Annotated in this window: 20 protein-coding genes; 11 read left to right on the top strand and 9 right to left on the bottom strand. The window is 28.4% G+C overall.

Features of this window, described 5'->3' with window-relative positions:
* The first annotated feature begins 109 nt into the window (after positions 1–109).
* Together V3V28_RS07080 and V3V28_RS07075 are read left to right on the top strand one after the other, a co-directional pair.
* Positions 110–1,330, top strand: coding sequence for a TlpA disulfide reductase family protein (locus V3V28_RS07080; RefSeq protein ID WP_331364322.1), 1,221 nt, complete (start codon positions 110–112; stop codon positions 1,328–1,330).
* Positions 1,331–1,391: 61 nt separating this feature from the next.
* A complete protein-coding gene (locus V3V28_RS07075; protein WP_331364321.1) occupies positions 1,392–3,392 on the top strand; it encodes an LTA synthase family protein in 2,001 nt (666 codons plus the stop codon).
* Here V3V28_RS07075 and V3V28_RS07070 read toward each other — a convergent pair.
* The 5 genes from V3V28_RS07070 to V3V28_RS07050 are packed head-to-tail and all read right to left on the bottom strand — an operon-like array spanning position 3,381 to position 7,247.
* Positions 3,381–3,941: a phosphatase PAP2 family protein gene (locus V3V28_RS07070; RefSeq protein ID WP_331364320.1), complete on the bottom strand. Its 561-nt coding sequence runs from the start codon at positions 3,939–3,941 to the stop codon at positions 3,381–3,383. The two genes, V3V28_RS07075 and V3V28_RS07070, sit on opposite strands and share 12 nt — an antisense overlap.
* Before the next feature lies 1 nt (position 3,942).
* Positions 3,943–4,983: a peptidylprolyl isomerase gene (locus V3V28_RS07065; protein WP_331364319.1), complete on the bottom strand. Its 1,041-nt coding sequence runs from the start codon at positions 4,981–4,983 to the stop codon at positions 3,943–3,945.
* A 6-nt stretch (positions 4,984–4,989) separates the two neighbouring features.
* On the bottom strand, positions 4,990–5,691 hold the full coding sequence (locus tag V3V28_RS07060; RefSeq protein ID WP_331364318.1) for an FKBP-type peptidyl-prolyl cis-trans isomerase N-terminal domain-containing protein: 702 nt from the start codon (positions 5,689–5,691) through the stop codon (positions 4,990–4,992).
* A gap of 7 nt (positions 5,692–5,698) precedes the next feature.
* Positions 5,699–6,229, bottom strand: coding sequence for a gliding motility-associated peptidyl-prolyl isomerase GldI (gene gldI, locus V3V28_RS07055; protein WP_331364317.1), 531 nt, complete (start codon positions 6,227–6,229; stop codon positions 5,699–5,701).
* Positions 6,219–7,247 carry a DHH family phosphoesterase gene (locus V3V28_RS07050; RefSeq protein WP_331364316.1) on the bottom strand — a complete coding sequence of 343 codons (1,029 nt, stop codon included), beginning with the start codon at positions 7,245–7,247 and terminating at the stop codon, positions 6,219–6,221. Before V3V28_RS07050 ends, gldI begins: the two co-directional genes overlap by 11 nt.
* 111 nt (positions 7,248–7,358) lie before the next feature.
* Here V3V28_RS07050 and V3V28_RS07045 point away from each other — a divergent pair, with 111 nt between their 5' ends.
* Positions 7,359–7,778, top strand: a complete 420-nt coding sequence (locus V3V28_RS07045; RefSeq protein WP_331364315.1) for a nucleoside-diphosphate kinase — start codon at positions 7,359–7,361, stop codon at positions 7,776–7,778.
* 206 nt (positions 7,779–7,984) lie between these two features.
* Here the strand turns inward: V3V28_RS07045 and V3V28_RS07040 are convergent, their stop codons facing one another.
* Complete coding sequence (locus tag V3V28_RS07040) at positions 7,985–8,281, bottom strand: DUF721 domain-containing protein (RefSeq protein ID WP_331364314.1); 297 nt, start codon at positions 8,279–8,281, stop codon at positions 7,985–7,987.
* Between the two features lie 65 nt (positions 8,282–8,346).
* On the bottom strand, positions 8,347–9,426 hold the full coding sequence (gene recF / locus V3V28_RS07035) for a DNA replication/repair protein RecF (protein WP_331364313.1): 1,080 nt from the start codon (positions 9,424–9,426) through the stop codon (positions 8,347–8,349).
* Positions 9,427–9,514: 88 nt separating this feature from the next.
* On the opposite strand from recF, the gene V3V28_RS07030 reads away from it, so the two are divergent.
* The 7 genes from V3V28_RS07030 (at position 9,515) to V3V28_RS07000 (ending at position 15,691) form a co-directional block, all read left to right on the top strand.
* Complete coding sequence (locus tag V3V28_RS07030; protein WP_331364312.1) at positions 9,515–10,306, top strand: tetratricopeptide repeat protein; 792 nt, start codon at positions 9,515–9,517, stop codon at positions 10,304–10,306.
* An 80-nt stretch (positions 10,307–10,386) separates the two neighbouring features.
* Positions 10,387–10,893 carry a 6,7-dimethyl-8-ribityllumazine synthase gene (gene ribH, locus V3V28_RS07025; RefSeq protein ID WP_331364311.1) on the top strand — a complete coding sequence of 169 codons (507 nt, stop codon included), beginning with the start codon at positions 10,387–10,389 and terminating at the stop codon, positions 10,891–10,893.
* 137 nt (positions 10,894–11,030) lie between these two features.
* Positions 11,031–11,306 (top strand): riboflavin synthase subunit beta, encoded by a 276-nt coding sequence (locus tag V3V28_RS07020; protein WP_331364310.1) that lies wholly within the window; start codon positions 11,031–11,033, stop codon positions 11,304–11,306.
* Complete coding sequence (gene mutL / locus V3V28_RS07015; protein ID WP_331364309.1) at positions 11,306–13,120, top strand: DNA mismatch repair endonuclease MutL; 1,815 nt, start codon at positions 11,306–11,308, stop codon at positions 13,118–13,120. The genes V3V28_RS07020 and mutL overlap by 1 nt, the downstream gene beginning before the upstream one ends.
* A 3-nt stretch (positions 13,121–13,123) precedes the next feature.
* Positions 13,124–13,831 carry a rhomboid family intramembrane serine protease gene (locus tag V3V28_RS07010; RefSeq protein WP_331364308.1) on the top strand — a complete coding sequence of 236 codons (708 nt, stop codon included), beginning with the start codon at positions 13,124–13,126 and terminating at the stop codon, positions 13,829–13,831.
* Entirely contained in the window at positions 13,831–14,679 is an 849-nt protein-coding gene (locus tag V3V28_RS07005; RefSeq protein ID WP_331364307.1) for a rhomboid family intramembrane serine protease, read from the top strand. Before V3V28_RS07010 ends, V3V28_RS07005 begins: the two co-directional genes overlap by 1 nt.
* A gap of 1 nt (position 14,680) precedes the next feature.
* A complete protein-coding gene (locus tag V3V28_RS07000; RefSeq protein ID WP_331364306.1) occupies positions 14,681–15,691 on the top strand; it encodes an endonuclease/exonuclease/phosphatase family protein in 1,011 nt (336 codons plus the stop codon).
* 5 nt (positions 15,692–15,696) lie between these two features.
* Here V3V28_RS07000 and V3V28_RS06995 read toward each other — a convergent pair whose 3' ends face one another.
* Complete coding sequence (locus tag V3V28_RS06995) at positions 15,697–16,014, bottom strand: antibiotic biosynthesis monooxygenase family protein (protein WP_331364305.1); 318 nt, start codon at positions 16,012–16,014, stop codon at positions 15,697–15,699.
* Positions 16,011–16,508: a GNAT family N-acetyltransferase gene (locus tag V3V28_RS06990; protein WP_331364304.1), complete on the bottom strand. Its 498-nt coding sequence runs from the start codon at positions 16,506–16,508 to the stop codon at positions 16,011–16,013. Before V3V28_RS06990 ends, V3V28_RS06995 begins: the two co-directional genes overlap by 4 nt.
* 125 nt (positions 16,509–16,633) lie before the next feature.
* Between V3V28_RS06990 and mtaB the strand changes: the two genes are divergently transcribed.
* The gene (gene mtaB / locus V3V28_RS06985) at positions 16,634–17,974 is read left to right on the top strand and encodes a tRNA (N(6)-L-threonylcarbamoyladenosine(37)-C(2))-methylthiotransferase MtaB (RefSeq protein ID WP_331364303.1); all 1,341 of its coding nucleotides are present in this window, start codon (positions 16,634–16,636) and stop codon (positions 17,972–17,974) included.

The raw sequence follows: 17,974 nt of genomic DNA, 5'->3' as shown, positions 1-17,974 counted from the left end.
AGGGTTTCCGAGTGCAAATTTACTAAAATTCTACTTTTTTTAAGCTGATTTTTAATTTAAAAAATGTAAGTTTATTCACAATGAACCAACATAATAGAAAACAAATTAAATGAAGATTTTTTTTACCTTTTTAATTTTTACAATATTACTAATCTCTTGTAAAAAAGAAAGCTATCAAAAACTAGAAAAAGGAAGTTACAGAGCTGTTTTAGAAGTACAAGACAACCAAGAATTACCTTTTATTTTTGAAGTAACTAATGAGAATGAAATTAATATTTTTAATGCTGATGAAACTATAAAAGTTGATGAAATTACTTACAAGAATGATTCTATTATAATTAAAACTCCGGTTTACGAAGGTTATATTATCGCAAAAATCACAAAAGAGGGTTTAAAAGGATCTTTTATAAAAGAAAGCGTTGATAGAATTGTACCTTTTTCTGCAACTAAAAGCAACAATCGTTTTTCTGTAAAAGAAAATGCAACAGAAAATGTTTCTGGAAATTGGGAAACTGTTTTTAGCCAAAATTCTGAAGAAGAAAGATACATTGCAAAAGGAATATTTAATCAGAACAATAATAAAGTAACAGGTACTTTTAGAACAACAACAGGAGATTACAGGTATTTAGAAGGTGTTGTAGATGGAGATTCTTTAAAACTATCTACTTTTGATGGAGCACATGCTTTCTTATTCTCCGCAAAAATAACTAATTCAATAATAAACGGGTTTTTCTATTCTGGTAATCATTGGAAAGAACCTTTTGTTGCAAAATTGAATAATACGTACGAATTACCCAACGAAGAAAATTTAACTTATTTAAAAGAAGATTTTTCTAAATTTGATTTCTCTTTTCCAGATCAAACTGGCAACATTATCTCTTTCAGCGACAAACGTTTTCAAAATAAAGTTGTTTTAGTACAAATTATGGGAACTTGGTGCCCAAACTGTTTAGATGAAAGTAAATATTACGTGAATTATTTGCAAGAAAACCCAAATAAAGACATTGAAATTGTTGCATTGGCATTCGAAATTGCAAAAACTAAAGAAATTGCTTTCAGTAGAATAAAACGTTTAAAGGATAGGATAGAAATTAAGTACTCAGTTTTACTAGCAGATTTTGGAAACATTGCTGATAAAAAAATTGCTCAAAAGAAGTTACCAATGCTAAACCATATTTTATCTTACCCAACAACCATTTTTATTGATAAAAAAGGTACTGTAAGGAAAATTCATACAGGTTTTAATGGACCAGCAACAGGTAAGAAATTTATTGAATTTAAACAGGAATTCGAACGTTTTTTAAATATGTTGTCTAATGAAAAAGAATAATTTTTCTATCTTTTTTATATCCTTATAAATTAAATATCTTTGTGCTTTAGAAATCTAATTCATGTTTAAAAAAATACCAAATTATATTAAATACATTTTTACAAATGTGTTTTTCCTATTTGCTTTTATAGCCCTTTTTAGAATTCTATTTTATGCTTTTTTTTCACAATTAAAAAATGTTTCTTCTGCAGAAATTGCAAAAGCATTTTGGCTAGGTTTTAGATTTGATATAAAGTTAGCGGTAATTACATTTTTTCCACTTGCTTTATTGGTTTTAATAATGAATTATCTTTTTTTTAAAAATACAGTTTATAAAAAAATAGCAAATATTTATTTAGTTCTTGCCTATTTAACTTTAACACTTTTCTATTTATTTGACTTTGGTTATTATGATTACTTAAGCATTCGTTTAGATGCTTCTTCACTTCGTTTTTTAAGTAATTTAAAGATTTCAGGACAAGTTTTAGTTGAAAGTTATCCCATTTACAAAGGTGTTTTCGGGCTTTTAGTACTTTGTTTTATTATTTACAAATTTTCTAAATTTTTATTTCTTCAATTTGAAAATCAAAAAAAAAACATTTCAAAAAAAATAAAAACCCTTTATTTTGCTGGAACTTTCCTGGTATTATCCTTCGGGATTTACAATAGTATTTCTCATTATCCTTTACGTTGGAGTGAAGCTTTTTTCTCAAAGAAAAATGCAGTAAATCAGTTTGCTTTAAATCCGGTTTTATACTTTTTTGATAGTTTTGCCTATAGAAGTGAAGGTGTAAATATGGAAGAATTCAATACATATTATCCTGTAATTGCTTCACATTTAGATTTACCCAAAGACACAATTTCATTTGAAAGAAAAGTAGTTTTTGATTCAACTTTTACAAAAAAACCAAATATTGTAATTGTTATGATGGAATCTGTTGGCATAAAACCAATGAGCTACTATGGAAATGCTATAAAAAGTACTCCAAAAATGGACGTTCTTCTAAAAAGCAGTGTAAATTTTTCTAATTTTTATGTACATAAATCTGGAACTGCAGCTAGTGTTTTTGCAAGTGTTACAGGTTTACCAGATATTGAAGATGTAAGAACTGCTTCTAGAAATCCCTTATTACAAGATCAACGTATTTTATTTGATCAGTTTACAGATTATGAAAAATTATATTTTTTAGGAGGGAGCGCAAATTGGGCAAATATTAGAGGAATTTTTCAAGCCAATATAAATGGGCTAAAGATTTTTGAAGAGGGTAGTTATAAAACTGAAAACCGAGCAGATGTTTGGGGAATTGATGACTATGAACTTTTTAAAGAATCTGATAAAGAATTGAAAAAGTTACACGAAAAGAACAAACCTTTTGTAGCATATATACAGACTGCATCTAACCATATTCCGTTTACTGTACCAGACGAAAAAGAAAGCTACAAACCTTTAAAAGAGAATGAAGTTTCTGCTGATTTATTGAAAAAATCTGGTTTTAAATCTGTTGCACAGTTAAATGCGTTACGTTATTTAGATTTTAATGTAGCTCGGTTTTTAGAAAGAGCAAAGGAAGCTGGTTATTATGAGAATACCATTTTTGCTTTTTTCGGAGATCATAATACTGCAATGAATCCTACAGAAAAATATAGCAAAGAATATGATTTGAATATTCAATTACAGCATGTTCCATTTTTTATTCATGCTCCAAAATATGTTAAACCAAAAACAATATCTAAAAATGGAAAACTGATAGATTTGTTTCCAACTGTTATTAATTTAGCGAAGATAAATCACACAAACTATACACTTGGTAATAATTTATTAGATTCAACAAATACAAAAAACGCTTCTTTTGTGTACTTAAAAATAAATGGAGAACCTGCTGTAGGTTTACTACAAGACAGTTTGTATTATTCTAAAACTATAGTTACTAAAACGACTGGTTTGTATAATTTGAATAAAAAAGAAATGAATGATATTAAAAGTGATAACCTATTGGTTTCAAGAAAAATGGATAGCTTATTAGAAGCTTTTTATCATGCTACAAAGTATTTGTATTTTAATAATAAAAAGTTACCCAAATAGCTTTTTATCTACCTTTAAGTATAATTGGTAATAGATATTTGCAAATAAAGTTCCTACTAAAATTCCTACAGAAATATCTATTGGAAAATGGACTCCTAAATATAATCTACTATATGCAAAAATTGCAGGGAATAATAAAATTAAATAAATTTTATTATACTTCTCTTTTAATAAAAGTGTTGTATAAACTGCAAAAAATGTAGATGTTGTTGCATGACCAGACATAAAGCTATAACTCTGTGGATTTATTAGAGTTCTTAAAAGATGCTTAATTTCTGGATCATTGTTTGGTCTTAATCTTTCAAAAGAATCTTTAATGAAATTTGTAAATTGATCAGAGAATGTAACTAATAAAATCATAGATAGAATCATTAATCCTCCTTGTTTCCAACCAAAAGATTTAATCACTAAATAAAAAACTAAAATAAACAATGGTGCCCAATATAATTGGTTTGTAATAACCAACCATAATGGATCCCATTGCTCACTTCCTAGATTATTTAAATAAACTAGAAGTTCCTTGTCTTTATTTAGAATCGATTCTAACAAATTATTTTCCTACTTTTAATAATTCAATATCAAAAACAATATCAGATTTTGCAGGAAAAGGTCCATATAATTCTTTTCCGTATCCTAAATAATAAGGTATAAAAAGTCTTTTCTTGTCTCCTACTCTCATTTCTAAAAGTGCTTCATTAACACCAGCAATCATTGGTTGCTTGTCTAATGTAAAGACAAAAGGCTTGTCAGAGTTTTCGGTTGTTTGTATCTGTTTACCTGTAGCCAAAGAAATTGTATAATTCATAGTAGCTGGTATTGCTCTATTGAATTTTTTTCCTTCACCTTCTTTTAAAACAAGTATTTTTAAACCAGAATCCGTTTTAATTGCTTTGTCAACTCCTTGATGTTTTAAAAAGGTTTCTTTTAATTTTTCTAACTTTTTAGCATATTCTTTTTCCTTATCAGAAGCTCCTTCTATTTCAGAAATAAAAACATTTGGAGCATCAAAATTCTTTGCAAATTTACCAACTCTAATAATATTTATTTTATTAATAGTATCATTTTGTTGAATGCTATCTACAATTGCCAATCCTTTTGCTACTTTACCAAAAACAGAATGTTTTCTATCTAACCATGGTGTTGGTTTATGCGTAATAAAAAATTGACTAGAATTACTATTTGGACCAGGGTTTGCCATAGATAAAATACCTTTAGCATCATGCTTGTAAATTAATTTCCCTAAAGAATAAGTAGGAAATTCGTCTGCAAACTTATAGCCAATATTTCCTCTACCAGTTGCTGTACGATCGCCAGATTGAATCATAAAATTAGTTAAAACTCTATGAAAACGAACTCCATCATAAAAATTCTTATCACTTAAAGAATCTGTTACTTTAGGATTATTACCTTCAGCTAAAGAAACAAAATTAGCAACAGTTAATGGCACTTTTTCCGCATGTAATTCTAATAAAATATCACCTCTATTTGTTTGAATATCTGCGTATATCCCATCTTCTAAATCTTTATATTTTGCAGCTTTACAAGCTGTAATTAAAAGAACGAAAACAATAATGTATTTAATATTTTTCATTAAAAATTATTTTAAAATCTCTAAAATTTCAACTTCAAAAATTAAAGCCATATAAGGTTTAATTATCCCTGGTCTAGGGTTTGCTCCGTAACCTAATTCTTGAGGAATAAAAAATCTATATTTAGAACCAACTTTCATTAAAGCTAAACCTTCATTAAAACCTGGTATAAAAGCATTTGCAGCAGAATCATAAGGTTTTTTTCTATCAACAGTACTATCAAAAACAACCCCCTCAGTTGTAGTTCCATGATAATGAAGTTTTATTTTATCAGTAGCTTTTACTAAACTACCTTTACCTTCATTTAAAACAATATATTGTAAACCACTCTCTGTAGTTTTAACACCTTCTTTTGTTTTATTAGCTTCTAAAAAAGTAATTCCTGCTGTTTTGTAAACTTCAGATTTTGCTAGTTCTTCTTTCTTTTTTTCTTCTTGTACTTTCTTAAAATAAGTACTTATTACTTTTTGAATGTCTTTAGTTTCAATTAATAAATTAGTAGAATCTAAACCATTTCTAATTGCTTGCGTTAAAACATCTTGATTTACATCTTTAAACCCAGTTTTTAATTGGTTAGACATTGTTAAACCAATTGCATAACTTACAGAATCTATGTCTGTTTCTAAAGTTTTCACTTCTTTTACTTGGTTTCCGCATGAAAACATAGTTGCTGTAATTGCTACCGCTAAAGCTTGTTTTATAATTCTCATTTTTAATTTATTTAATATTTATTAATGTTACTGTACTTTTTATTGATTGATTAACTCCAATTTTATTTCCATCGCCAGAAATGCCAAAGGCATTATAAGACGGAATGACAAATGTAATAGTTTCTCCTATTTTCATCAACTTTATTCCTTGCTGAATTGCAGTAATAAAATCCTCTTTATCTACATTATACTTTTTGATACCTAGCTCTTCTTCACTATAAATTACAGTATCGTTTAAATTTTTAATACTATAACTAATTGTTACTTCTTGTCCGGTTTTTGGAGTTGCTGAAATTTCTTCAACTTTATTTATATATGTATACCAAAATCCATTTGTTGAAGTAATATATGTTGTTGTCGAATCTTTGGCTATTAAAGAAGTTATTCTTTTATCTTCTGCTTTGTTTAAAATTTTAGAGGTAGCAACTGTTTCCTTTAATAAGGTAGTAGAAGGTTTTGGTTCTATAGGTTTTCTTGGTATAACTTTAGAGCAGCCAAAACACAAAACAATTAAAAAAAGTAAAATATTAAACTTCATAAGATGCTTCTAATTCTTTTTTATATTCTGGTAATAAACTTGTGAATCTAGTAACTGCTTTTGCCATTGATAAATTCGATTTTCCACCAGCAGCATTGTCATGTCCGCCACCTTCAAAATGATTTCTAGAAAACTTATTTACAGAAAACTTCCCTTTTGAACGAAAAGAAATTTTTATTAATCCTTGATCTGCATCTTCAATAAAAATGGCTGCAAAAATAATTCCTTTTAAAGAAAGCGCATAATTTACAACGCCTTCTGTATCTCCTTTTTGAAAATCGAAACGCTTTTTCTCTTCCGTAGTTAAAGTAATATAAGCAGTTTTATAGGTTGGTAATATCTGTAAATTACTTAATGCTTTCCCTAATAATAACAATCTATTATAAGAATTTGCGTCATATACATTGTTATGAATTTTATCATTTTCCGCGCCTCTATCAATTAAATCTGCAATAATTCTATGCGTTTTACTTGTAGTAGAACGAAACCTAAACGAACCTGTATCTGTCATAATACCTGTATATAAACAAGTAGCAATATTAGCGTCTATTAAGTCAACATCACCTAACATATCTATAAATTGATATACCATTTGGCAAGTAGAACAAATTTCAACATCAGAATACATATATTTTACATCATCTGGTTGTTGATGATGATCTATCATTGCAAAATCATTTGGGTATTTCTCTAATGTTTTTTGCATATCGTGCCCAACTCTGTGCAATGCATTAAAATCTAATAGAAAAATAATATCAGAATTATTAATGGCTCTTTGAGATTGAGAATTTTGCCAATCGAAACGATATGTGGTTTCTGAACCTGGCAACCAATGTAAAAATTCTGGATATTCATTTGGTACAACAACCGTAGGATTATGCCCTTTTTTATTTAAATAATGATATAAAGCAAGTGAAGAACCCACAGCATCTCCATCAGGATTTCTATGCCCAATAATGACTATATTTCTAGGTTTATCAAGAAACGTTTTTAAATCTTCAAATCCTTTTAAAATCATAAGTGGCGAATATACAATTTTATTAAAAAAAATGTGTAATTTTGCGCCGATTTTAAGAAAGATATAACTTCTAAAAATCAATATTAATAATAAAATTTAAAAGTCAATATAATGGCAACAAATAGAACATTTACAATGCTTAAACCAGATGCTGTAGAAAACGGACATACTGGCGCAATTTTAGAAAAAATGAATGCTGCAGGATTTAGAATTGTAGCATTAAAGAAAACACAAATGACAAAAGCAGATGCTGAAACTTTTTATGCTGTGCATAATGAGCGTCCGTTTTTTGGAGAGTTAGTTGAGTTCATGACACGTGGACCAATAGTTGCTGCAGTTTTAGAAAAAGACAACGCAGTAGATGATTTTAGAACTTTAATTGGTGCTACAAATCCTGCTGATGCTGCTGAAGGAACTATTAGAAAACTATACGCAACTTCTATGGGAGAAAACGCTGTACATGGTTCTGATTCTGATGAAAATGCACAAATTGAAGCTAACTTTCACTTTTCTGGAAGAGAGCAATTTTAAGGATTTTTATTCTCAAGAATATTTATTGAAAACTCGTAACTTAATTGTTATGAGTTTTTTTTTGTGATTTACTTACTTCAGAAAAAAATTATCTTTACGGGATATCAACAATAAAAGTAACTATATAACGAGTTAGGGCACATAAAAACGAGATGAAGATGAAGAGAATTTAGCGAAACAGAATTGAATGATATATTTAGAAAGTATTATACCAACATCAATTTAGTAATTACATCGTCACCTAATTCTTCATTAATCATTTTAATAATCTTGTCTTTTCCGTAGCTTAATTCTTCACGTAAAACAGAAGAATTTAAGTGTATAATTAAAGTTTTGTTTTGCAATTTTACAGAAGTTGTATGCGTTGCAACTCCTGGCCCCATCATTTCAGTCCAAGTTTCTTCAACCTTAATTTTCTGCATTCCTTTGCTTAAGTTGTTTTCCTTGATAAAGTTTTTCATGATATCTTCTATTGAAAAAGAATCGTTTTCTCTTTTGGACATTTTTTTAGATTATTGGATATTTAGGTTGTTAGCTTTTTTAGGCTTTTTAAAAATTTGAAATAATATTACAATTTAAAAATTTGATACGGTTTATTACTCTGTTTTACGATGTTTTCTGTTCTTTCTGAATGTGTGTCTGTGATAAAAATTTGCCCGAATTCATCATTATCAACTAAATTAATAATTTGTAAAACTCTGCTTTCATCCAATTTATCAAAAATATCATCCAATAATAAAATAGGCACCACACTAGATTGTTGTTTTATAAACTCGAATTGTGCGAATTTTAAAGCTATTAAATATGATTTTTGTTGTCCTTGAGAACCAAATTTTTTAATTGGATATTCTCCTATTTCAAAACTTAAATCATCTTTATGAATTCCGGATGTTGTGTATTGTAAAATTTTATCTTTTTCTAACGAATTTTGCAAAGCATCTTTCATATTAAAATCATGCAACTGACTTTTATACAGTAAATTAACACTTTCCTTGTCATTAGAAATTATTTGATATTTCTCATTAAAGATGGGAATAAAATCCTCTAAAAAAGCTTTTCTAACCTCATAAATTCTACTACCATAATCAGAAAGTTGTTCATCATAAACACTTAAGTTTAAAGCATCAAAAGTTCTATTGGCTGCAAAATATTTTAATAATGCATTTCTTTGACTCAACACCTTATTATACGCAATTAAATCTAATAAGTATTTTTTGTTTTGTTGAGAGATAACACCATCTATAAACTTTCTTCTAGTATCACTTCCTTCGGTAACTAAATCTCTATCTGCCGGAGAAATAATAACCAATGGAAGTTGTCCAATATGTTCAGAAAACTTGTCGTAACTTTTTCCATTTCGTTTTAAAACTTTCTTTTGTCCTTTTTTTAAACTACAAACAATTTTTTCACTTCTATCATTTAAAAGATAATCTCCTTCCACCATAAAAAAGCCTTCTCCATGTCTAATATTCTGAACCGCGACAGAGTTAAAGTAACTTTTTGCAAAAGACAAATAATAAATAGCGTCTAAAACATTGGTTTTACCCACGCCATTATTACCAACAAAGCAATTTATTTTCTGCTGAAAATCAAAAGATTGAGATTCTATATTCTTAAAATTGACTAAAGAAAGTTTCTGTAAATACATGAATTATAAATATTCTTAAAAAGGAATTGCAAATTATTGAAAATTTAGCGAATTATCCGCTTTTAAAATCCAATTAAAAAAACTATTTTTGTCGCCACTAATTTTTAAGGAAATAATGGCAACATACAAGAAAAAATATAAAGCAGAAGGTAAAAAAGCAGAAACTCAATTAGATGAATCTGAATTCGAAACGGCTGGAGTATTAAATACTTTAGACGAAACGGTTTCTAGATCTGAACAATGGATTGAGAAAAATAGCAAACCATTATTCTACTCTTTAGTAGGTATTGTTGTTATCTTTTTAGCATACATGGCTTACACAAAGTATATCGTAGAACCAAAAGAAACAAATGCTTCTAACGAGTTAGCTTTTCCAAGAAAATATTTTGATGAAGCTGCAACTGCAGGTTCAGGAATTGATTCTTTACTTACTTTAGGTTTAGAAGGTGCAGACGGAAATTATGGTTTTTTAGACATCGCAAAATCTTATAGTGGAACTGATGCTGGAAATTTAGCAAACTATTATGCAGGTATTTCTTACTTACAAATGAAGGATTACAAAAAAGCAATCGAATATTTAGAAAAGTTTAATTCTGATGACGAAATGTTAGGGCCTGTTTCATTAGGAGCAATTGGTGATGCTTTTGCAGATATTAACCAAGCAGAAGATGCTTTAGATTATTATACAAAAGCAGCAAACAAAAAAGACAATGAATTTACAACTCCTTTATTTTTATACAAAGCTGGTCAAACAGCAATGGAGTTAAAAAAATACGATAAAGCTGAAACTTTTTTCTCAAAAATTAAAAGCAAATATCCAACATCTGATCAAGGTAGAGATATAGAGAAATTTATTGGCGCAGCTAAATATGCAAAATAATTAGTTTTTAATTTTAAGTTATTAATGTTTAGTTAAACTGTATAACTGACAACTAAAGACTAAAAACTAAAAACTAGTTCATGGCTACAACCGATTTATCTTATTACGATAAAGCAACAATCCCAAATGCGAAATCTTTTCGATTTGGGATTGTTGTTTCTGAATGGAATTCAGAAATTACAAAAAACTTACAAAAAGGAGCAATTGAAACCTTAATTGATTGTGGTGCAACAAAAGAAAATATAATTTCTTGGGATGTTCCTGGAAGTTTTGAACTTGTTTACGGTTGTAAAAAAATGATTGAATCTCAAAAAGTAGATGCAATTATTGCCATTGGAAATGTAATTCAAGGAGAAACAAAACATTTCGATTTTGTTTGTGAAGGTGTTACCCAAGGTATTGTAGATTTAAACATTAAATACGATGTACCTGTTATTTTCTGTGTTTTAACAGATAATAACAAACAACAATCTTTAGACAGATCTGGTGGTAAACATGGTAACAAAGGAATTGAATGTGCTATTGCTGCAGTAAAAATGGCAGATCTTAAAAATTTAGGCAGAACTACAGAGCATATTGGCTTTTAAATTCTTTTGAATTTTAAGAATACTTTTAACATCAATCTTTGAAGAATTGCTTTAAATTCTGTAAATTTGAAATGCTTTACAATTGGTACGGAAATTGATTTAAGTTCTAAATCTATTCACCAATTATTTCTAAAACTATGGGTTTTTTAAAACGTACACATAATAAATTCGATTACCAACCTCGTTATTACAAAGGAGAAGGAAATCCTTATAAAATTGAGCATAAGCTAGATCAATATAGAACTACTGCAGGTAAAAACAAAGGTATTAAAGGGAGATTTGGTGACGCAATTAACGATTTAAAAAATTCCGATAAAAGCGTAAACAAAACACTTTTAATAATCATTGCCATTTTAGTGTTTATCTTTTTGTACATCATAGATTTCGATTTATCTATCTTCAAAAGAAATTAATGTCAGATATTATTCAGCTATTACCAGATCATGTAGCAAACCAAATTGCTGCAGGAGAAGTTGTGCAACGTCCTGCTTCCGTAGTAAAGGAACTATTAGAGAATGCAATTGATGCTGGTGCTACCAATATAAAATTATTACTAAAAGATGCCGGTAAAACGCTTATTCAAGTAATTGATGATGGCAAAGGAATGAGCACAACAGACGCTAGAATGTCTTTTGAACGTCATGCTACTTCTAAAATTCAAAAAGCTGAAGATTTATTTAATTTAAACACCAAAGGTTTTCGTGGAGAAGCTTTGGCTTCTATTGCAGCAATTGCACATGTAGAACTAAAAACAAAACAAGAAAACGAAGAATTAGGTACTTGTATAAAAATTGAAGGAAGCAAAATAGTTTCTCAAGATTTTATTTCAACCGGAAAAGGAACCAGTTTGGCGGTTAAAAATTTGTTTTATAACATTCCAGCAAGAAGAAATTTCTTAAAGTCAGATACTGTAGAAACGCGTCATATTATTGATGAATTTCAACGCGTTGCATTAGCGCACCCAAATATTGCTTTTTTATTGCATCATAATAACAATGAAGTTTATCATCTTAAAAATGGTAATCTCCGCCAGAGAATAGTTGCTGTTTTTGGTTCTAAAATGAATGAAAAATTAGTACCAATTGATGAAAAAACTGACATTGTTGCTATTGAAGGTTTTGTTGCGAAGCCTCAATTTTCTAAAAGAAAAAGAGGCGAACAGTTCTTTTTTGTAAATGACCGTTTTATAAAAAGTTCTTATTTAAATCACGCAGTTGTAAATGCTTTTGATGGTTTGTTAGAACACGGTGCACATCCTTCCTATTTTTTATATTTAACGGTTCCGGCAAATTCTATTGACATTAATATTCATCCAACAAAAACAGAAATAAAGTTCGATAATGAAAAGGCTTTGTATGCCATGTTACGAGCAACTGTAAAACATAGTTTAGGGCAATATAATGTTGCACCCGTTTTAGATTTTAACAGAGATTCTAACCTAGATACTCCTTATCATTTTAAATCGAATACAAAAACAGCATCAGTCCCTAAAATTTCTGTAGATCCAGACTTTAACCCTTTTAAAGAGGAACATCATAAAGAAAATAATTTTTCTTCAAGAAGAGAAAAACAAACTGAAAGTTGGGAGTCTTTATATACAGAAGTTGCAGTTTCTGATGGACAAAATCAAGAAAGTTTATTTGAACATCAACAAGAAGAAAAAGCCCAGAAGACATTTCAAATTCAGCGTAAATATGTAATGAGTTTAATAAAATCTGGCGTGGTTTTAATCAGTCAATCTTTAGCACATCAAAGAATTTTATACGAACAATTTTTAGAAAGCATTACCGTTAAAGAAGCCAATAGTCAGCAATTATTATTTCCTGTAAAAATTTCATTTTCTTCCGCAGAAATAGAAATGATTTACACCATAAAAACTGAATTAGAAAATGCTGGTTTTTCTTTTGAAGATTTTACAAAAGACAGTGTTACTATAAAAGGAATTCCGGTTTCTGTTACAGAAAGTAAAATAACTATTATTTTAGAAGAATTATTAAATGATATTAATTTAGAAGTACCAGATGCTAGTTTTAGTCATTTTGATGTAATGGCAAAATCATTTGCAAAAACATTATCAATAAAAACAGGTACTTTATTATCTGAAAGAGAACAAGAAGCTTTAGTAAACGATTTGTTTTCTTGCAAAGAACCAACGGTTTCTCCGTTTGGAAAATCAACTTTTAAAACACTAACATTAAACGAAATAGATCATTTATTTAATAGTTAAAAAATGAATAAACTAACAGACGCTATAAAGCATTTAATAATTATTAATGTAATTGTTTTTATTGCTCCGCAATTATTAAAGTTAGACTTTACAAACATATTAGCGTTGCACTTTCCCGAAAATGAAAACTTCGGAATTTGGCAATATGTTACCCACATGTTTATGCATGGTAGTGTCCCACATATTTTATTTAACATGTATGGTTTATGGGCTTTTGGCACCCCTTTAGAAAAAATGTGGGGTAGAAATAAGTTTTTGTTTTTCTATTTTTCTGCCGGATTTGGAGCAGGTCTAATTTATACTTTGGTAAATTATTATCAGTTTAATATTGCTTTTGAAAAATTAATTGAATTAGGCTCAACAAAAGCTGAAATTATAGAATTAATGAATCCTGGTTTAGTTTATAAGAATGAATATTTACAAACTGTTAATTCATTATACTCAACACCAGCGGTTGGTGCTTCAGGAGCAATTTATGGAGTTCTAGTCGCTTTTGGAATTTTCTTTAAAGATGCAAAAATGGCATTGATATTTTTACCAATTCCAATTGCAGCAAAATACTTTATTCCTATTATGATTTTAGGTGATTTATTCTTCGGAATGACTAAATATTCTATCGGTAATGTTGCACATTTTGCACATATTGGTGGCGCTCTAATCGGTTTTATTATTGCCTGGTATTGGAAAAAAAATCAGTTTAAAACGAATTAATGAGTTTTATAAACGAAATAAAATCACGTTACAAAGGCGGTAATATTGTAGAAAAATTAATCTATATAAATATTGCTGTTTTTATTTTAACAATAGTAGCTAGTCTCTTTAAAAGTTCAATAGAAATTAATTGGCTTGTAGAATGGTTTTCTTTAGATGATAATTTTAATTCGCTTTTAACCAAACCTTGGACAATTATAACCTACGGTTTTTTACATGATGGATTTGTCCACATGCTTTTAAACCTTATTACACTTTACTTTATTGGTAATTTATTTATTGAATATTTTACACAAAAACAGTTACTTACTTTCTACATTTTAGGAACAGTTTTTGGCGGGTTACTGTATTTAATAAGTCATAATTATTTTCCTTTATTTGAAGAAAGCTCAACTTTATTAGTTGGTGCTTCTGCAGGAATATCTGCAATATTTATAGGTATTACAACCTATATACCAAATTATCAATTACAAATAAAACTAATTGGCTATGTGAAATTATGGCATTTGGCAGCAATTTGGGTAGGTTTAGATATTTTAGGTTTATCTGGGGGAAATGCTGGTGGGCATTTTGCACATTTAGGTGGTGCTCTTTTTGGCTTCTTATATGTAAACCAAGCAAGTAATAAAGAAATTAGTCTTTTTGATAAAATTACCTCTTTATTTAAAGTGAAAAAGAAACCTTTAAAAACGGTTTACAAATCACCTAAAAAAACAGTTAAAAAAGAAACAAATACTTCTTTAAATCAAAAACAAATAGACTCTATTTTAGACAAAATTGGTAAGTCTGGTTATGATACTTTAACTAAAGAAGAAAAAGAATTTTTATTTAAACAAGGAAAAAGATAATATGAAAAATTTATCTTTTGTTGACAAAATTCTCTATTTGGTAAATTCACTTTTAGCAACTTTATTGTTATTTTCTTATTTACTTCCTTATGTTTCTCCAAACACCATTCCCGTTCTTGCAGTTTTAAGTCTTTTTGTACCTGTGCTTTTATTTATAAACCTTGGTTTTGTTATTTATTGGCTTATTAAACTAAAAAGACGACTTACTTTATCTTTAACTGTATTAATCATTGGCTGGTTTATAATCACTCCTTTTTATAAAATATCTAGCAATAGTTCTTCTTTAAATAACGATTTAAAAATAATGAGTTATAACGTAAAAACGTTTGATTTATTTACAAAAAAACAAGAAAATGCCAGTTTTGAAAATGGTTTCGAGTTTATTTCTGATAAAAACCCTGATATACTTGCTGTACAAGAATATTATAAATCTTCAAAAATAAATTTAAATTTCCCTTACAAATATGTAAAATTAAAGTCCCGAAACAATAAATTTGGAATGGCTATTTATTCTAAATTTAAGATTATAAATTCGGGTTCATTAGATTTTAAAAACACTGCTAACAATATTATTTTTACTGACATTATTAAGGAAAAAGATACCATTAGAATTTATAACATACATTTAGAATCTTTACGAATAAAACCAAATGAAGAAAATTTTGGTCAAAAAAATTCTGAAAAATTAATTAAAAGAATGTCTGGTACTTTTAAAAAACAAGCAGCACAATTAGAATTATTTTTAGCGCACGAAAAACAATGGAAAGGCAAAAAAATAGTTTGTGGAGATTTTAATAACACTGCATATTCTTGGATATATAATCAGGTTTCTAAAAATAAAAAAGATACATTTTTAGAAGCAGGTAAAGGTTTTGGTAAAACGTATAACTATTGGTTTCCAATGAGGATTGATTTTATACTAACAGATGATGAAGCAATAATTAATCAATTCAATTCCTTTTCAGTTGGTTATTCAGATCACTATCCTGTGATGTCTAAAGTAAATTGGTAGGTTTTTTATTTTTTAAATCCATATTCTCTTTCAACTTTAGAAATTCTCAATTGATATTTTTTATACCACTTTTCTCTTCCTAAGTTTCTAACTTCTGTGTGTTCAATATTATTTTTCCAAAGAAGAATATCCTCTAATGTTTGCCAATAAGAAACCGTTATACCTATTTTTCCTCTTGCAGATTCTATTCCTAAATAACCTTTTTGCTCTTTTGCTAATTCCTCCATACGTTCAGCTGTTTCTAAATAACCAGTAATGTCATCGGTTAAAATGGTTGAAAAAATTACAGCATAATAAGGTGTTTTTAAAGTTTCTACTATCATAAAAATAATTCGTATTTGGTTTCTGGCAGTTTTATATCATCACTAATAAAATGTTTTATTTTCTTAAAATTAAAACGTTCTAAAATTTTTGATGAAGCAATATTTTCATCAACAACATAACCTACTAATTTTTGTATTCCTATTTGTTTGCAATACTTTAGTAATTCTTTACATAATTCAGTAGCATAACCTTTTCCCCAGAATTCTTCTAGAAAACGATACCCAATTTCATCATCAAATCCATCTTTAACTAAAGCTAAAGTTCCAACAAATTTATGGTCAGATTTTCTTTCAATTGCGTAAATCCAAAAATCATTTTTTGATTTTGAATATTTTACAATTAAAGCTATTAATTCTATTTGATTTTCTTTTAAACTCTTAACATTGCCTGTTGCATATTTTAAAACCTTTGGATTACTTTCTAATGCATGAAATGCATCTAAATCTTCTAAAATTAGTTTTCTAATAAGTAATCTTTCGGTTTCAAAAATCATGATTAATGTCGTACTTTTGCAAATGCTAAACTGTTATAAACAGCTTTTGTAAATATACTATATGAACTTCAAAAATGGAACAACTAATTTAAAGTTTGTTCTTTTAGCTGTACAAACGTAATTAAATGAACGCAGAAAAAAAAGTTGCTTTTTATACTTTAGGATGTAAATTAAACTTCTCTGAAACATCTACAATTGCTAGAAATTTTGTGAATGAGGGTTTTGAACGTGTAGATTTTGAACAAGAAGCAGATGTATATGTAATTAATACATGTTCAGTTACAGACAATGCAGATAAACGTTTTAAATCGATTGTAAAAAATGCGTTAAAGAAAAATGATGAAGCTTTTTTAATTGCAATTGGTTGTTATGCACAGTTAAAACCAGAAGAATTAGCTGCAATAGACGGCGTAGATTTGGTTTTAGGAGCTACAGAAAAATTTAATGTAACCTCTTATATTAACGATTTAGCCAAAAATAATGTTGGTGAAGTTCATTCTTGTGAAATTTCTGAAGCCGATTTTTATGTAGGTTCCTACTCTATTGGAGACAGAACTCGTGCTTTCTTAAAAGTACAAGATGGTTGCGATTATAAATGTACATATTGTACAATTCCGCTTGCGAGAGGGATTTCTAGGTCTGATACTTTAGAAAATGTACTTCAAAATGCCAAAGAAATATCATCAAAAGGAATTAAAGAAATTGTTTTAACCGGCGTTAATATTGGTGATTATGGAAAAGGTGAGTTTGGAAATAAAAAACACGAACATACTTTTTTAGAATTGGTAAAAGGATTAGATAAAGTTGATGGAATTCATCGTTTACGAATTTCATCTATTGAACCTAACTTGTTAAAAGATGAAACTATAGACTTTGTCTCAAAATCTGGTTCTTTTGTACCTCATTTTCATATACCGTTGCAATCTGGTAGCGATGAATTATTAAAAAAAATGAAACGTAGATATTTAACAAGTATCTATACAAATAGGGTTACTAGAATAAAAAAAGTAATGCCTAATGCTTGTATTGGCGTAGATGTAATTGTTGGTTTCCCAGGAGAAACTGATGAATTATTTCTAGAAACTTACAATTACTTAAACGAAATGGATATTTCGTATTTACATGTGTTTACGTATTCTGAAAGACCAAATACAGAAGCTGTAAATATGGACGGTGTTATTCCTAAAAAAGTAAGAGCAAAACGCAGTAAAATGTTACGCGGTTTGTCAGCAAAAAAAAGACGTTCTTTTTATGAAAGTCAATTAGGAAATACCTTAACTGTATTATTTGAAAACGAAAACAAAGGAGGTTATATTAACGGTTTTACAGAAAATTATGTAAAAGTTAAATCCCCTTGGAATCCTGAATTGGTAAACACTTTTCACACAATAACTTTAACAGAAATTGATGAAGATGGTTTAGTCCGTTTTAATTTTGAGAAGAATTTTGCCACTTTAAATAAATAA

This window comes from Polaribacter sp. (assembly GCF_036480315.1).
GTDB lineage: Bacteria > Bacteroidota > Bacteroidia > Flavobacteriales > Flavobacteriaceae > Polaribacter.
This window is presented reverse-complemented; position numbering and strand designations above follow the sequence as displayed.

Excerpts from the sequence above, each read along its gene's own strand:
- V3V28_RS07080 (WP_331364322.1), top strand. The coding sequence starts at position 110 with ATGAAGATTTTTTTTACCTTTTTAATTTTTACAATATTACTAATCTCT.
- V3V28_RS07075 (WP_331364321.1), top strand. The coding sequence starts at position 1,392 with ATGTTTAAAAAAATACCAAATTATATTAAATACATTTTTACAAATGTG.
- V3V28_RS07065 (WP_331364319.1), bottom strand. The coding sequence starts at position 4,983 with ATGAAAAATATTAAATACATTATTGTTTTCGTTCTTTTAATTACAGCT.
- V3V28_RS07060 (WP_331364318.1), bottom strand. The coding sequence starts at position 5,691 with ATGAGAATTATAAAACAAGCTTTAGCGGTAGCAATTACAGCAACTATG.
- gldI (WP_331364317.1), bottom strand. The coding sequence starts at position 6,229 with ATGAAGTTTAATATTTTACTTTTTTTAATTGTTTTGTGTTTTGGCTGC.
- V3V28_RS07050 (WP_331364316.1), bottom strand. The coding sequence starts at position 7,247 with ATGATTTTAAAAGGATTTGAAGATTTAAAAACGTTTCTTGATAAACCT.
- V3V28_RS07045 (WP_331364315.1), top strand. The coding sequence starts at position 7,359 with ATGGCAACAAATAGAACATTTACAATGCTTAAACCAGATGCTGTAGAA.
- V3V28_RS07040 (WP_331364314.1), bottom strand. The coding sequence starts at position 8,281 with ATGTCCAAAAGAGAAAACGATTCTTTTTCAATAGAAGATATCATGAAA.
- recF (WP_331364313.1), bottom strand. The coding sequence starts at position 9,426 with ATGTATTTACAGAAACTTTCTTTAGTCAATTTTAAGAATATAGAATCT.
- ribH (WP_331364311.1), top strand. The coding sequence starts at position 10,387 with ATGGCTACAACCGATTTATCTTATTACGATAAAGCAACAATCCCAAAT.
- V3V28_RS07020 (WP_331364310.1), top strand. The coding sequence starts at position 11,031 with ATGGGTTTTTTAAAACGTACACATAATAAATTCGATTACCAACCTCGT.
- mutL (WP_331364309.1), top strand. The coding sequence starts at position 11,306 with ATGTCAGATATTATTCAGCTATTACCAGATCATGTAGCAAACCAAATT.
- V3V28_RS07010 (WP_331364308.1), top strand. The coding sequence starts at position 13,124 with ATGAATAAACTAACAGACGCTATAAAGCATTTAATAATTATTAATGTA.
- V3V28_RS07005 (WP_331364307.1), top strand. The coding sequence starts at position 13,831 with ATGAGTTTTATAAACGAAATAAAATCACGTTACAAAGGCGGTAATATT.
- V3V28_RS07000 (WP_331364306.1), top strand. The coding sequence starts at position 14,681 with ATGAAAAATTTATCTTTTGTTGACAAAATTCTCTATTTGGTAAATTCA.
- V3V28_RS06995 (WP_331364305.1), bottom strand. The coding sequence starts at position 16,014 with ATGATAGTAGAAACTTTAAAAACACCTTATTATGCTGTAATTTTTTCA.
- V3V28_RS06990 (WP_331364304.1), bottom strand. The coding sequence starts at position 16,508 with ATGATTTTTGAAACCGAAAGATTACTTATTAGAAAACTAATTTTAGAA.
- mtaB (WP_331364303.1), top strand. The coding sequence starts at position 16,634 with ATGAACGCAGAAAAAAAAGTTGCTTTTTATACTTTAGGATGTAAATTA.